We start from the raw sequence: 13,623 nt of genomic DNA, 5'->3' as shown, positions 1-13,623 counted from the left end.
AAAATCAAGACCTGAAGCGCATGGAGCGAATCCGGAGGATCGCGACGCGCTTTAGAGCAAAAACTCCCCGCAAGCCCGATCTCGTCTTTCTGCATTGCTGCGTTGCAACAATGACGCTTGTGCGCTGAGCGTATCCAAAGCCAGTCTCGATTTTGAACCGATTCAGTCCGGACATCCCATGCCGCTGCCGATCCTAGCGCTTGCTATTGCCTCCTTCTGCATCGGCACCACCGAACTTGTCATCATGGGCCTGCTGCCGGAGGTCGCGGCCGACCTCGGCGTCTCGATCCCTTCGGCTGGCCTTCTGGTCACCGGTTATGCGCTGGGCGTCGTCTTCGGCGCGCCGATCGTGGCCATGGCGACCGCCCGCCTGCCGCGCAAGCCGGTGCTGGTCGGGCTCGCCACGCTCTTCGTCATCGGCAACCTCTTCTGCGCCATCGCGCCTAATTACTGGCTGTTGATGGCGGCGCGGGTCTTCACCGCTTTCGGCCATGGCGCTTTCTTCGGCATCGGCTCGGTGGTTGCCGCCAGCCTTGTGCCGCGCAACAAGCGCGCAAGCGCCATCGCGCTGATGTTCGCCGGGCTCACACTTTCCAACATCCTCGGCGTTCCCGCCGGCACAGCGCTCGGCGAAGCCTTTGGCTGGCGCGCCACCTTCGTCGCCGTCGTTGGCATCGGCCTCATCTCGGTCGCGGCCATCGCCTGGCTGGTGCCGTCGGATGTCGCCGAGCCCAGCAGCGGCGGCCTGCTCGGCGAATTGCGCGTGCTCGGCAAGCTGCAGGTCTGGCTGGCGATGCTGATCGCCTCGCTCGCCTCCGCCAGCCTGTTCGCCGTCTTCACCTACATCAAGCCCTACCTCACCGACGTCTCCGGCTTGTCGACCGCTACCGTCACCTGGGTCCTGCTGATCTTCGGCGCCGGCATGACCATTGGCAACATCATCGGCGGCAGGCTGGCCGACTGGAAGCTGATGCCGACGGTGATCGGCACGCTGCTTGGCATGGCCGTGCTGTTCGTGGTCTTTGCCAAGCTCGGCGCGATTGCCACGGTTGCCGTCGCCATAGTCTTCCTGTGGGGCATGCTGATCTTCATCGTCGTGCCGCCTTTGCAGATCCGCGTCGTCGAGGCGGCCGCCGAGGGCCCGAACCTTGCGGCCACGCTGAACCAAGGCGCCTTCAATGTCGGCAATGCCGGCGGCGCATGGATCGGCGGCCTCTCCATCTCCTGGGGGGTGTCCTACGCGAACCTCCCGCTGGTGGGCGCGGCGCTCGCGCTGCTGGCCGTCGCGGTGGCGGTGCTGTCGCAGTCACTCGACCGCCGCGCGGTCCTGCAGGCACAGCCGGCTGAATAAAGCTCCCGAGCGCGACACCCGATTCACCTCGTCCGACGATTTCCTTGATTCCGCTTGCCGATCTAAGCATTCGCCGCTATGGGAGTCGGCATGAACATGCGTTCGAACAAGACCATTTGGTGGTGGGCTCGCTGACAGCGGCCGGTTCGAACGCGCGTGCGTAAAGAGAGGGTGGCCGCAGCGGAATGTCCGGGCGGCCATTTGTTTTTTAGAGCCATTCCCGGGTCCGTTGCCCAAAACGCTGATGGAGACGGCAATGACGACTAAAGTTCTGGACAACGGGGCCGAGCGCTTCGTCACCGCCGGCGGCGTGACGATCACTCGTGAACGGCACGATAGGCCCTATGAAGGCGCGATCGACGCCTATGTCGACGGCCTGAATTCGCGCCGCGGCGCGGTCTTCTCCTCCAACTACGAATATCCGGGCCGCTACACGCGCTGGGACACGGCCATCATCGATCCGCCGCTGGTGATCTCCGCGCGCGGCCGTGCCATGCGCATCGAAGCGCTCAACAAGCGCGGCGAGGTGTTGCTGCCGGTGATCGGCAAGGCGCTTGGCGCGCTGAGCGACGTGACGATCGCGGAGACCTCGAAGACGCTCATCCGCGTCGATGTGGCAAAACCGGGCCGTGTCTTCACCGAAGAGGAGCGCAGCCGCGTTCCGTCCGTCTTCACCGTGCTGCGCGCCATCACCGCCTTGTTCAAGACCGCCGAGGACGCCAATCTCGGCCTTTACGGCGCCTTCGGCTACGACCTCGCCTTCCAGTTCGATCCGGTCGACTACAAGCTTGAGCGCAAGGAAAGCCAGCGCGACCTGGTGCTGTTCCTACCCGACGAGATTCTCGTGGTCGACCATTATTCGACCAAGGCCTGGACCGATCGCTACGATTATTCCGGCGCCGGCTTTTCGACCGAAGGTCTCACCCGCGACGCCCTTATCGAGCCGTTCAGGACCGCCGACCGCATCCCGCCGCGCGGCGACCACGAACCGGGCGAATACGCCAACCTGGTGCGGCGCGCCATGGAGAGCTTCAAGCGCGGCGACCTGTTCGAGGTCGTGCCTGGACAGATGTTCTACGAGCGCTGCGAGACCCAGCCCTCCGACATCTCGCGCAAACTGAAATCGATCAACCCCTCGCCCTATTCCTTCTTCATCAACCTCGGCGAGAACGAATATCTGATCGGCGCCTCGCCGGAGATGTTCGTGCGCGTCAACGGCCGCCGCGTCGAGACCTGCCCGATCTCGGGCACCATCAAGCGTGGCGACGACGCCATTTCCGACAGCGAGCAGATCCTGAAGCTGCTCAACTCCAAGAAGGACGAGTCCGAGCTCACCATGTGCTCGGATGTCGACCGCAACGACAAGTCGCGCGTCTGCGAGCCGGGCTCGGTGCGCGTCATCGGCCGGCGCCAGATCGAGATGTATTCGCGCCTGATCCACACCGTCGACCACATCGAGGGGCGGCTGCGCGAAGGCATGGACGCCTTCGATGCTTTCCTGTCGCATGCCTGGGCGGTCACCGTTACCGGCGCGCCGAAGCTCTGGGCCATGCGCTTCATCGAGCAGAACGAGAAGAGCCCGCGCGCCTGGTATGGTGGCGCGATCGGCATGGTCAATTTCAACGGCGACATGAACACCGGGCTGACGCTGCGCACCATCCGCATCAAGGACGGCATCGCCGAGGTGCGTGCTGGCGCCACGCTGCTTTTCGACAGTGTGCCCGAGGAAGAAGAAGCCGAAACCGAACTGAAGGCATCCGCCATGCTCTCCGCCATCCGCGACGCCAAGACCGGCAACGCCGCAGGCGCCGAGCGCGCCACCGCGCGCGTCGGCGACGGCGTCAACATCCTGCTCGTCGACCACGAGGACTCTTTCGTCCACACGCTGGCCAACTACTTCCGCCAGACCGGAGCCAACGTCTCCACCGTGCGCACTCCGGTGCCGGAAGAGGTTTTCGAGCGGCTGAAGCCCGATCTCGTCGTGCTGTCGCCCGGACCGGGCACGCCGAAGGATTTCGATTGCGCGGCCACCATCAAAAGGGCGCGCGCCCGCGACCTGCCGATCTTCGGCGTCTGCCTCGGCCTGCAGGCGCTGGCTGAAGCCTATGGTGGCGAATTGAGGCAGTTGCACATCCCCATGCATGGCAAGCCCTCGCGCATCCGCGTCTCGAAACCCGGCATCATCTTCTCGGGGCTGCCCAAGGATGTGACCGTCGGCCGCTATCATTCGATCTTCGCCGATCCGGTGCGCCTGCCCGATGGTTTCGTCGTTACGGCCGAGACCGAGGACGGCATCATCATGGCCTTTGAGCACCGCAAGGAGCCGATCGCCGCGGTGCAGTTCCATCCGGAATCGATCATGACGCTCGGCCACAATGCCGGCATGCGCATCATCGAGAACATCGTCGCGCATCTGCCGCGCAAGGCCAAGGAAAAGGCCGCCTGAAGCGGCGCGTCGGGATGAATGCGGCAATGACGATGACGCAAGCAAAGGCGGCGACCAGGCAAAAGGTCGCCAGCCTTGCGTTCTGGTCGATCGTCGTCGCCGGGGTCGTGTTCGTCCTCAAGGTCGTTGCCTGGTACATCACCGGCTCGGTCGCACTCTATTCGGACGCGGCGGAATCAATCGTCAACGTGATTGCCTCAATCGCCGCTTTCTGGGCGATCCAGATCAGTTACAAGCCCGCCGACCAGGACCATCCCTTCGGCCATCACAAGGCCGAGTACTTCTCGGCCGTGCTCGAAGGGGTGCTGATCGTCGTCGCAGCGCTCCTGATCATCAGCGAGGTGTGGCGATCCTGGCAGCAGCCGACGCCGCTCGAGCAGCCTTGGCGGGGCCTTGCGGTCAACGGCGTCGCGACAGTCATCAACGCCATCTGGGCCTGGATGTTGATCCGCGCCGGGCAGAACGCGAAATCGCCCGCCCTGACGGCCGATGGCCAGCACATCATGACCGACGTCGTGACGTCCGTCGGCGTGCTCGGCGGCCTTGTCGGCGTCGTGCTTACCGGCTGGCAGATCCTTGATCCGGCATTGGCCGTGATCGTCGCGCTCAACATCCTGTGGCAAGGCTGGCATGTCATCGGCTCGTCGATGAGCGGCCTGATGGATCGCGCCGTCGACAGCCAGGAGAACATGCAGATCCGCGACATCATCTCGGCCAATTCGAAAGGCGCGCTCGAGGTGCATGACCTGAAGACGCGCATTGCCGGACGCGCTACCTTCATCGAGTTCCATCTCGTCGTCGACGCCGACATGACGGTCGGCGCCAGCCATGTCATCTGCGACCGCATCGAGGACGCGCTGAAGGCCGAGATCCCCTCGGTGCGCGTCACCATCCATGTCGAGCCGGACGACGAGGCGAAGCTGCCGAAGGGCACCACGGCGGTGCCTTTCGCCTGACGCAAAATGTTCGTCATTCCAGGGCGGAGCAGGAGCGAAGCTCCGTCGCGAAGACCCTGGAATCCATGCCGTTACCTTCGCCAAGGAGCGCAGCGGAGCAGAATTCTGCACCGTTAGCATCACTCAGATGTAAGGGCATGGATTCTATGGTCTGGGCCGCGTCGCTTCGCTCCTTGCTCCGCCATAGAATGACGAAGCGCTGGCTACGGAGCACAGGCCGACTGCGGCATCGGCTGCAGCCGATAGACCTTGTCGTCGGACTTGGTCTTACCCTCGGCCGCCTTTGAGCAGAGATCGACAACCGCCACCGCATTGTTAGGGTTGGCCAGCATCATCGTGCCGTTGGCGCCGCGCTTGAGGAAAATCTCCCTCTGCGAGATGTCGCAGGAAAAGTCGCTCATCTTCGAGCTTGCCGCGCAGCGCCACTGGTCGGCCTCGCCCTGGCAGGAATAGGTCTGCGTCACCTTGGCACCCTTTTGTCTTGTCGTCACCGACACGGCAATATCCGCCCCGTCGGGCCAGTTCGCGGTATCGCCGCTTGCCGCGAAGGAGGCGAGCTCGACCGGGCCACGGAAGACGCGGATCGATCGGGTCAGCTGGTCGGGATGCGACTTCAGATGGGCGTCGTCATAGTCGCGCCCGAAGCAGAAGGGCTGATCGGGCTTCAGCCGCACGCGCAGCGGGTCGCCAAGCGCCGGATCGATGGGGTCGATGCGCGCGAACTCCGCCTTGCAGGTCTCCGCCGGCATCGGATCCAGCTTGAAATTGTCGTCCTCGCTGCCCAGCGCCTGCTTGTTGTATTCCGCCTTGCCGAGATCCTCTTCCGCGCCCGCGTCGAGATATACGTCAGGCTGTAGGTTGGAGAGGATCAGCCGGCCCTTGTTGTCGACTTTGAGCGAAGCCAGCGTGCGGTCGCATTCCATGCCGCAGCGAATGCCACTCGCCTTGTCGCTTGGATCCTCTTTGTTGCACCATCCTGCCGCCCATTCCGGCTTCTTGGCGCCGCGCACAGTCGTGGTGAGAAAGCCGTTGTAAGCAGCGTCGGACATCGTAGCCGGCTCCTCGTTCGGCCGGCTGACCGGATCGTGGCCATAGTAGAAGAAGATGCGCGCCACCTTCTGGTGCGCATGCGCCTTGAGATGGGCGGCGTCATAGACGCGGCCGAAGCAGGCATCGGCGCCGCCGGGACTGAGTTCGGTCAGCTTGGGAGCGTCATCGGTAAGCGCCGCGCCAGCGAACACAATGGCAGCGCCGAACGCCGCGACCCCGACCATCCTTGACGCCATGCCACCCTCCTCGCACCGACAGGATTTCGATATGCTAGTCCAGGCACGAGGCCCAGGCGAGGCAAAATCGTGCAGGCAAAAGGAGGACTTGATGCTGCGCCGTGACATCTTTCGCGCCGGTCTTGCCGGCGCCGCAAGCCTATTCGGCCTGAGCCGGGCAAACGCGGCAACAACCGAAGAGAAGCTGAAAGTCGCCTATCACCTCAGCGACGCGGACAAGGTCAACTTCGTCCTCGGCAACATCAAGAACCACTATGAGGGCACCGGTGGCAATGTCGACATTGTGCTTGTGGTGCACGGTCCGGCTCTGGCCGCCTTCAAATCCAAGGGCGCTTCCGGCGCTATTTCCAGCCGGTTTGCCGGCCTCGTCCTGCAGGGGCTCGTCCCGCAGGCCTGCGGCAACACCCTGCACGGCATGGAGATAACGCTGACCGACCTGCTGCCGGGCTTCCAGCTTGCCGAGAAGGGAGGCGTCGTGAAACTCGCCGAACTGCAGCGGCAGGGCTATGTCTATCTGAGGCCCTGAACGCGCCCGCACTTGAACGCCAACACTTGAACGGAAGGCCGGCAATGGCCTACGAAAGACGGCAACCAGGAGGCCAGCCGACATGACGACACTTGCCATCCCCGATCTTGCCGGCAAGGCGGTGCTGGTCACCGGCGCCTCGACCGGCATAGGTGCCGCCCTTGCCCGTGCCTACGCGACGCAGAAAAGCCGCGTCGCGCTGCATTACAATGCGAGCCGCGCACCCGCCGAAGCCGTAGCCGAATCCATCCGCGATGATGGCGGCGAGGTGTTTCTGGTTCAGGGCGATTTTTCGATACCTGCCGACGTCGAGCGTGTGGTCGAAGAGAGCGCAAACCATTTCGGCCGGCTCGACGGCCTGGTCAACAATGCCGGCGGCATGCTCGGCCGTGTCGCCTATGCCGATCAGGACGAAGCGCATTACGACGCCGTGATGGACCTCAACGCCCGCTCCGTGCTGACCGCCTCGCGCAAGGCGATCCCGTGGCTGAAGCGCCAGGGCGGCTTCATCATCAACACCACCTCGATCGCCGCGCGCAATGGCGCCGGCGGCGGCGCCGGCCTCTATGGTTCGTCGAAAGCCTTCGTTTCCAACGTGACGCGCGGCATGGCGAAGGAACTCATCGGCTTCGGCATCCGCGTCAACGCGGTCGCGCCGGGCACGATCCTGACGCCGTTCCACGAACGCTATTCGAGCGCTGAGCAGATCAAGGCGATGGTCGCGACCATTCCGCAGGGACGCGCCGGAACGGCCGAGGATTGCGTCGGCGCCTACCTGTTCCTGTCGTCCGATCAGTTGAGCGGCTACATCATCGGCCAGGTGATCGAGGTGAACGGCGGCCAGTTGATGCCGTGAGCCTGCGATTGCATACTGATGCGGCGTGCAACCTGGAGGGAGATCAACGCATGTACGGACTGATCGGCAAGATGCGGGCGGCGCGCGGCCAGCGCGATGCGGTCATGGACGTGCTGCGCGAAAGCACTGCCGCGCTCCCGGGCTGCCTGAGCTACATCATTGCCACCGATCCGGCCGACGCCGATGCCATCTGGGTCACCGAAGTATGGACCGACCAGGCGAGCCACAAGGCCTCGCTGCAATTGCCGGAAGTGCAGGCCGCGATCGCCAGGGCGCGTCCCTTCATCGCCGGCTTCGAATTCCAGATCGAGACCCATCCGGTCGGCGGCTTCGGCCTCCCTGCGCCTGAAAAGGCCGGCTGACCGCCTCGACACGGATTGTCCGCAAAAAGCGGTTCGCATTTGTCTGCGTCAGGTCTAAGAGCCGGATATGGACTCTTCGCCGGAGCAACCAGCCCCTAACCAAGCGCCCATTGAACGCATGGCGCGATTGCGCCAGCCGCGGCAATGGCTGGTGCTGCTTGTGTTTTCCCTGCTCTTCGCCGGCGCGCTGGAACTCGCCGCCTTGCCGGCGGCGCTGCTGATCGGCCCTATGCTTGCCGCGATCCTCGCCGGCACCAACGGCGCCACGGTGCGCGTGCCGCGCCTCCTGTTCGGCTCGGCCCAAGCGATCGTCGGCTGCCTGGTGGCGAATTCGATCTCCGCCGACATCTTTGCGGCCTTCTACAGGGAATGGCCGCTCTTCATCGGCGTGGTGGTGGCGACCGTCGCCGCCTCCAGCCTGCTCGGCTGGCTGATCAGTCGGTGGCGCATCCTGCCCGGCACCACGGCGGTCTGGGGCTCCTCGCCCGGCGCCGCCACGGCCATGGTGCTGATGGCCGGCGCCTTCGGCGCCGACCAGCGTCTCGTCGCCTTCATGCAATATCTGCGCGTCATCTTTGTCTCGATGACGGCAGCGCTGGTCGCCAAGATGTGGGTCGACACATCCGGCGTCGAGGTGCCGCAGATCGTCTGGTTTCCGCCGATCGATGCCTTCGGCTTTGCCGCCACCATCGGCATTGCGGTCGTGGGCGGCGTGGCCGGAAAGCTGGTCAGGCTGCCCTCGCCGTTCTTTCTCGGCACCTTCATTTTCGGCGCGGTGATCCATCTCGGCCTCGGCGTGCCGATGCAGTTGCCGCCCTGGCTGCTGGCGATCAGCTACGCCATGGTCGGCTGGTCGATCGGACTGAACTTCACCCGTCCGATCCTGCGTCACGCGGCGCGCGCCCTGCCGCAGATCATCGGCTCGATCGTCGCGCTGATCGCCTTTTGCGGCGGCATGGCCTTCGTCATCAGCCGCCTGCTCGGCATCGATCCGCTGACCGCCTATCTGGCGACCAGCCCCGGCGGCATGGACAGTGTCGCCATCATCGCCGCGGCGGCGCGCAACGTCGACATCTCCTTCGTCATGGCCTTGCAGTCGGCACGCTTCCTGGTCGTGCTGCTCATTGGGCCAAGCGTAGCCAAGCTGGTGGCGCGAAACGTCAGGGCCTGATCCGCGCTATTGCAAGGTGGGAGCGAGGAAAATGAACCGTCGTGTGAATGCCGTCGATCTTTCCGGCCGCGTCGCCGTGGTGACCGGCGGCGCGCAAGGCATCGGTCTTGCGGTCGCGCGACGCTTGGTGTCGTCGGGCGCCAGCGTAGCCATCTGGGACATCGATCAGGCCGCAATGGCCAAGGCCGTGGCCGAACTCGCTTCGCTCGGGCGGGTCGAGGCCCTCCTTTGCGACCAGTCGCAGATCGAGGCCGTCGATCGCGCCGCTGCCGAGACCGAGCGGACGCTAGGCCCCGTCGATCTCCTCGTCAACAATGCCGGCATTGCCGGGCCGGCGGCGACCGTGGTCGACTACGATCCCGCCGCCTGGCGCCAGATCGTCGATATCGACCTCAACGGCGTCTTCTATTGCTGCAAGCGCCTTGTGCCCGGCATGGTCGCGCGCAACTATGGCCGCATCGTCAACATCTCCTCGGTGGCCGGCAAGGAGGGCAATCCCAACGCCGCCGCCTATTCGGCCGCCAAGGCCGGCGTGCTGGCGCTGACCAAATCGCTCGGCAAGGAGCTCGCCGGATACGACATAGCCGTCAACGCGCTGACGCCCTCGCCTGCCCGCACCCGCATTCTGGAGCAGCTCACCGAGGCCCAAGTCGCCTACATGCTCGGCAAGGTGCCGCGCGGCCGTTTCGTCGAGGTCGAGGAGGCTGCCGCCATGATCGCCTTCATGCTGTCGGACGAGAACTCCTTCACCACGGGTGCCACCTTCGACCTCTCCGGCGGTCGTACCACCTACTGACAATGCCCGCGGACCTATCGCCCGACAGCAAGCCGCTCGGGCAGGAAATCGACGAAGACGCGCACCTTCGGCGAGAGGTGGCGATTGGATGGCCACAGCATGCGGAACTGGCCGCGGCCGTCGACATGGTCGTCGAGCACGGTCCGCAGCCTTCCGTCATGCAGCGCCTCCCGCACCAGAAAATCGGGCATGCAGGCGATGCCGAGACTGGCAATCGTCGCGCCCTTCAAAGCCTCCATATTGTTGCAGGTCAGCATCGAACGGATCTGCGGCGCCGAGCTCCCGGTGATGAACGGCCAATGGAGCAGCCTGCCGCTGTTGAGGAAACGGAAATGGATGCCGAAATGCGCCGAAAGATCCGCCGGCGTTCCGGGCGCGCCATGGCGGTCGAGATAGGAAGCGGCCGCGCACAAGATCATGCGAAAGGGCGCGACCGGCCTCGACACCAATCGTGAATCGGGCAGCTCGCCGCTGCGGATCGCGACGTCGATACCCTCTTCGATGACGTCGACGATGCGATCGTTGAAATCGATATCCAGCTCGATTTCCGGGTATCGCGCCATGAATTCCGACAGCACCGGCAAGAGCAGATGGTAGGTGACGATCGGCGTCGAGATGCGCAGCCGCCCGTGCGGCGTCTCGCGTGTCCGCGACAGCATCGCCTCGGCGTCGTCGATGTCGTCGAGGATGCGGCGCACCCGCTCGTTGAACAGCTTGCCCTCCTCGGTCAGGCCGATGCGCCGGGTGCTGCGCTGCAGGAGCCGCACGCCGAGCTCCTGCTCGAGCCGGGCGACACTCTTGCCGACGGCGGAAGCGGAGATGCCGAGCGCTCGCCCCGCGCTGACGAAACTGCCGAACTCGGCGGTGCGGGCAAAGGCAAGAAGGCCGTTGAGTCGATCCATCGCTTGAAACCATTCGAGCGCTTCATTCCGGTATGAATGGAGATTTAATACTATTTTGCGGGAAATGTCCCTGCCCTATCTTGTGGTTGCGATCGGCGCCGCCAGTCCGCGGCACGCCGGCAACCCCCGCCTCGGATAGGAAAATCCATGACTTTGATGACCAGAACCGGCCCGGCCGGCAGATGGCTTGTGCTGCTGTCGGTTTGCCTCGCCGCCATGACGATGCCATTGAGCTTCACCGGCCCGGCCGTGGCGCTGTCCCGCATTGCCGCCGATCTCGGCGGCAGTCCGCTCGCGCTCAACTGGGTGACGAACGCCTTCATGCTGACATTCGGCGCCGGCCTGATGGCGGCCGGGGCATTGGCCGACAACCATGGCCGCAAGCGGGTCTTCCTCGCCGGCCTCGCCGCCTATCTCCTTGCCGCGCTGGGCTGCATGCTGGCGCCGGACATCGTCTGGTTCGACATGTTCCGTGCCTTGCAAGGCATAGGCGGCGCCGCTGCCTTCGCCGGTGGCGCCTCCGCACTTGCCCAGGAATTCGACGGGCAATCGCGGCTGCGCGCCTTCAGTTTCCTCGGCACCAGCTTCGGCATCGGGCTCGCCTTCGGCCCTGTCGCCTCCGGCCTGCTCATCGATACATTCGGCTGGCGCGCGATCTTCCTCCTCGTGGCAGCGCTTGGCGTTGCCGCAGCCGCGCTCGGCCTACGCACCGTCACCGAATCGCGCGACCCGGAAGCAACCGGGCTCGACTGGGCGGGAGCGGGCACCTTCACCATCGCACTTGCCGCGCTGACTTATGGCGTGCTGCAGGCGCCGCAGAGCGGCTGGGCCAATCCCTTCGTTCTCGCGCTCCTTGGCGTGGCTGCCGTCGGCTTTGCGGCCTTCGTCATTGTCGAGCGGCGCGTGGGCCGGCCGATGCTGGATCTGACATTGTTCCGCTTCCCGCGTTTCGTCGGCGTCCAGTTTCTGGCCGCGGCGCCCGCCTATGCCTTCGTCGTCCTGCTCGTGCTCCTGCCGATCCGCTTCATCGGCGTCGAGGGGATGAGCGAGATCAAGGCGGGGCAATTGATGATCTGCCTCTCCGGGCCGCTGCTGATGTTGCCGTTGCTCGCCGGCCAGGCGGCTCGCTGGATCGCCCCGGCCACGATCTGCGGCGTTGGCCTGATCGTCGCCGCGGCCGGCCTTGTCTGGCTGAGCCGCGCGCCCGCGGCGGACAGCGCGCTGGTGGCCCCGCTGGTCCTGATCGGCATCGGCATCGCCTTGCCCTGGGGGCTGATGGACGGACTTGCGGTCAGCGTCGTGCCGAAGGAGCGCGCCGGCATGGCGGTCGGCATCTTCAACACCACCCGCGTCGCCAGCGAGGGCGTGGCCCTGGCGATCGTCATGGCGGTCCTGTCGGGCTTCACCGCCACGCAGCTCGGCGCTCAAGGATTGGCTTCGCCCGTCGATGCGGCATCGGCCGCGCAACTGCTGGTGACCGGCAACCTCGGCGGAACGGCACAACATCTGCCGATGGCTGGCACCGCAGTCCTCATTCAGGCCTACGAGACGGCTTTCGACCGGCTGCTCATCGTGCTGGCGACCATCACGGTGCTGACGGCCATCGTCGTCTTCCTCGGCCTGCGTCGCGGATCGGCGCCGAAACGGCACGTCGCTCCTCTTCCGGCATGCCAGGAAGGCTAGCCGCCGGCCAAAGCCCGGCGCCCTTCGGTCTTCTCCGGCGGGCGCCGGCCTTTATCGCCACGGCGCAGACGCAGTCGCGACCGTACTGGCTGACGCCACGTGACGTCCTCAAGAAGCAGTCATATTTTTGGAGAGGCATGTCGGCGGATAGCCGGCGAGGGCAATGCTAGGTGATGATCAGCCTCACGATCCGGCCGCCCTTGAGGGTGAAGACCATTTCGCCTTCGCCGTTGAAGCCGTTTCCCGTGACCGCCATGCGGACGCGGTAGATTTCGCCAAGCTCTGCGACGCTGATTATGCGAAGATTGGCTTGGACGCCGATATTGTCCGACTGATTCCAATTCGAAATCTCATCTCGCCCGAAGAAGGACGCACCCCAGTCACCGAGGAAAGCGTCGGCGGTGAACGTGTCGAGAAACGCCTCGTTGTCGCCCGAATTCGTGGCTTCGACAAAACGACGGATCGGATCAGGTATATCCATCTCGCTGCGCATCGGCTGATCCCTGCGTCATCAATCCAGCCTGTGCATCAGGTCGTCATCCAGCCAGCGGCCGAAGAAATAGACCAGTTGCTTGTGCCACCACGGCCAGTCATGGCTGACGTCGCCGCCCCAATAGTCCACCCAGGCAGGGATGGACTTGTCGCGCAGCACCTGTTCCAGCTCGCGCGTCTCGACCAGCATACGCTCTTCCCAGGCGCCCTGGCCGCAGCAGAAGATCAGCCTGAGCGCCCTGAGCCGTCCGAGCAGCTTCTGGTCGACGATGCCCGGCAGGTAGTCCAGCGGCGAGTTGAAATAGATGTTGCCTTCCAGCGCCCGGCCGAAAAAGTCGCGGGCCGAATAGACGCCGGACAGGGAGATGACGCCGCTTGCCAACTCCGGGAAGCGGAACACGAAGTTCGACGAATGGTAGCCGCCCATCGAGCAGCCGCTGAACAGCGGCTTGAGATTGCGCCCGCCATTGGACTTGGCGGCGACCGCCTGCAGCTCCGGCAGCGCCTCTTCCCGCACATAACGGAAATAGGCCTCGTGCCGCGCGATGCGATGCGCCGCATCGGCATGCTTGTTGAAGAAGGATTCCGAATCGATGCCGTCGAGCGTGAAGAGCTGGATGCGACCTGTGTCGATGAACTCGGCAAGCGCGCCAACCCCGCCCGAATCCTCGAATTGGTAGAAGCGCCCTTGCGAGGTCGGGAACACCACCACCGGGCGCCCGGCATGGCCGTAGCGCTTGTATTCCATGTCGCGGCCGAGATTGCGGGCATGGCCCTTGTGATAGGAGACGTCCAT

At 64.7% G+C, this 13,623-nt stretch carries 13 protein-coding genes; 9 read left to right on the top strand and 4 right to left on the bottom strand.

Annotation, left to right across the window (positions count from 1 at the left end):
• Positions 1 to 178 precede the first annotated feature (178 nt).
• The 3 genes from CK230_RS11285 to CK230_RS11275 all read left to right on the top strand — a co-directional run bounded on the left by CK230_RS11285 (position 179) and on the right by CK230_RS11275 (position 4,753).
• A complete protein-coding gene (locus tag CK230_RS11285; RefSeq protein ID WP_095817239.1) occupies positions 179 to 1,351 on the top strand; it encodes an MFS transporter in 1,173 nt (390 codons plus the stop codon).
• Positions 1,352 to 1,607: 256 nt separating this feature from the next.
• A complete protein-coding gene (locus CK230_RS11280) occupies positions 1,608 to 3,797 on the top strand; it encodes an anthranilate synthase (RefSeq protein ID WP_095817494.1) in 2,190 nt (729 codons plus the stop codon).
• A gap of 26 nt (positions 3,798 to 3,823) precedes the next feature.
• Entirely contained in the window at positions 3,824 to 4,753 is a 930-nt protein-coding gene (locus CK230_RS11275) for a cation diffusion facilitator family transporter (RefSeq protein ID WP_280952527.1), read from the top strand.
• A gap of 203 nt (positions 4,754 to 4,956) precedes the next feature.
• On the opposite strand, the gene CK230_RS11265 is transcribed toward CK230_RS11275, so the two are convergent.
• A complete protein-coding gene (locus tag CK230_RS11265; protein WP_095817236.1) occupies positions 4,957 to 6,039 on the bottom strand; it encodes a hypothetical protein in 1,083 nt (360 codons plus the stop codon).
• Between the two features lie 91 nt (positions 6,040 to 6,130).
• On the opposite strand from CK230_RS11265, the gene CK230_RS11260 reads away from it, so the two are divergent.
• The 5 genes from CK230_RS11260 (at position 6,131) to CK230_RS11240 (ending at position 9,750) form a co-directional block, all read left to right on the top strand.
• Complete coding sequence (locus CK230_RS11260) at positions 6,131 to 6,565, top strand: DsrE family protein (protein WP_095817235.1); 435 nt, start codon at positions 6,131 to 6,133, stop codon at positions 6,563 to 6,565.
• Between the two features lie 82 nt (positions 6,566 to 6,647).
• Entirely contained in the window at positions 6,648 to 7,421 is a 774-nt protein-coding gene (locus tag CK230_RS11255) for an SDR family oxidoreductase (protein ID WP_095817234.1), read from the top strand.
• Positions 7,422 to 7,471: 50 nt separating this feature from the next.
• Complete coding sequence (locus CK230_RS11250) at positions 7,472 to 7,783, top strand: putative quinol monooxygenase (RefSeq protein ID WP_095817233.1); 312 nt, start codon at positions 7,472 to 7,474, stop codon at positions 7,781 to 7,783.
• A gap of 67 nt (positions 7,784 to 7,850) precedes the next feature.
• Complete coding sequence (locus CK230_RS11245) at positions 7,851 to 8,954, top strand: AbrB family transcriptional regulator (protein ID WP_095817232.1); 1,104 nt, start codon at positions 7,851 to 7,853, stop codon at positions 8,952 to 8,954.
• Between the two features lie 43 nt (positions 8,955 to 8,997).
• Positions 8,998 to 9,750, top strand: coding sequence for an SDR family NAD(P)-dependent oxidoreductase (locus tag CK230_RS11240; RefSeq protein ID WP_095817493.1), 753 nt, complete (start codon positions 8,998 to 9,000; stop codon positions 9,748 to 9,750).
• Positions 9,751 to 9,764: 14 nt separating this feature from the next.
• Here the strand turns inward: CK230_RS11240 and CK230_RS11235 are convergent, their stop codons facing one another.
• The gene (locus tag CK230_RS11235) at positions 9,765 to 10,652 is read right to left on the bottom strand and encodes a LysR family transcriptional regulator (RefSeq protein WP_095817231.1); all 888 of its coding nucleotides are present in this window, start codon (positions 10,650 to 10,652) and stop codon (positions 9,765 to 9,767) included.
• 147 nt (positions 10,653 to 10,799) lie between these two features.
• On the opposite strand from CK230_RS11235, the gene CK230_RS11230 reads away from it, so the two are divergent.
• On the top strand, positions 10,800 to 12,335 hold the full coding sequence (locus CK230_RS11230; protein WP_095817230.1) for an MFS transporter: 1,536 nt from the start codon (positions 10,800 to 10,802) through the stop codon (positions 12,333 to 12,335).
• Between the two features lie 166 nt (positions 12,336 to 12,501).
• On the opposite strand, the gene CK230_RS11225 is transcribed toward CK230_RS11230, so the two are convergent.
• Both CK230_RS11225 and CK230_RS11220 read right to left on the bottom strand, forming a co-directional pair.
• Positions 12,502 to 12,828, bottom strand: coding sequence for a nuclear transport factor 2 family protein (locus CK230_RS11225; RefSeq protein WP_245429882.1), 327 nt, complete (start codon positions 12,826 to 12,828; stop codon positions 12,502 to 12,504).
• Positions 12,829 to 12,846: 18 nt separating this feature from the next.
• On the bottom strand, positions 12,847 to 13,623 hold the full coding sequence (locus CK230_RS11220) for an alpha/beta hydrolase-fold protein (RefSeq protein WP_095817229.1): 777 nt from the start codon (positions 13,621 to 13,623) through the stop codon (positions 12,847 to 12,849).

The organism is Mesorhizobium sp. WSM3859 (genome assembly GCF_002295065.1).
Taxonomy (GTDB): Bacteria; Pseudomonadota; Alphaproteobacteria; order Rhizobiales; family Rhizobiaceae; genus Mesorhizobium.
The sequence above is the reverse complement of the archived record's forward strand: the minus strand, read 5'-3'. Positions and strand labels throughout refer to the sequence as shown.

Excerpts from the sequence above, each read along its gene's own strand:
- CK230_RS11280 (WP_095817494.1), top strand. The coding sequence starts at position 1,608 with ATGACGACTAAAGTTCTGGACAACGGGGCCGAGCGCTTCGTCACCGCC.
- CK230_RS11220 (WP_095817229.1), bottom strand. The coding sequence starts at position 13,623 with ATGGACGTCTCCTATCACAAGGGCCATGCCCGCAATCTCGGCCGCGAC.
- CK230_RS11275 (WP_280952527.1), top strand. The coding sequence starts at position 3,824 with ATGACGATGACGCAAGCAAAGGCGGCGACCAGGCAAAAGGTCGCCAGC.
- CK230_RS11285 (WP_095817239.1), top strand. The coding sequence starts at position 179 with ATGCCGCTGCCGATCCTAGCGCTTGCTATTGCCTCCTTCTGCATCGGC.
- CK230_RS11260 (WP_095817235.1), top strand. The coding sequence starts at position 6,131 with ATGCTGCGCCGTGACATCTTTCGCGCCGGTCTTGCCGGCGCCGCAAGC.
- CK230_RS11235 (WP_095817231.1), bottom strand. The coding sequence starts at position 10,652 with ATGGATCGACTCAACGGCCTTCTTGCCTTTGCCCGCACCGCCGAGTTC.
- CK230_RS11250 (WP_095817233.1), top strand. The coding sequence starts at position 7,472 with ATGTACGGACTGATCGGCAAGATGCGGGCGGCGCGCGGCCAGCGCGAT.
- CK230_RS11230 (WP_095817230.1), top strand. The coding sequence starts at position 10,800 with ATGACTTTGATGACCAGAACCGGCCCGGCCGGCAGATGGCTTGTGCTG.
- CK230_RS11225 (WP_245429882.1), bottom strand. The coding sequence starts at position 12,828 with ATGCGCAGCGAGATGGATATACCTGATCCGATCCGTCGTTTTGTCGAA.
- CK230_RS11255 (WP_095817234.1), top strand. The coding sequence starts at position 6,648 with ATGACGACACTTGCCATCCCCGATCTTGCCGGCAAGGCGGTGCTGGTC.
- CK230_RS11265 (WP_095817236.1), bottom strand. The coding sequence starts at position 6,039 with ATGGCGTCAAGGATGGTCGGGGTCGCGGCGTTCGGCGCTGCCATTGTG.
- CK230_RS11245 (WP_095817232.1), top strand. The coding sequence starts at position 7,851 with ATGGACTCTTCGCCGGAGCAACCAGCCCCTAACCAAGCGCCCATTGAA.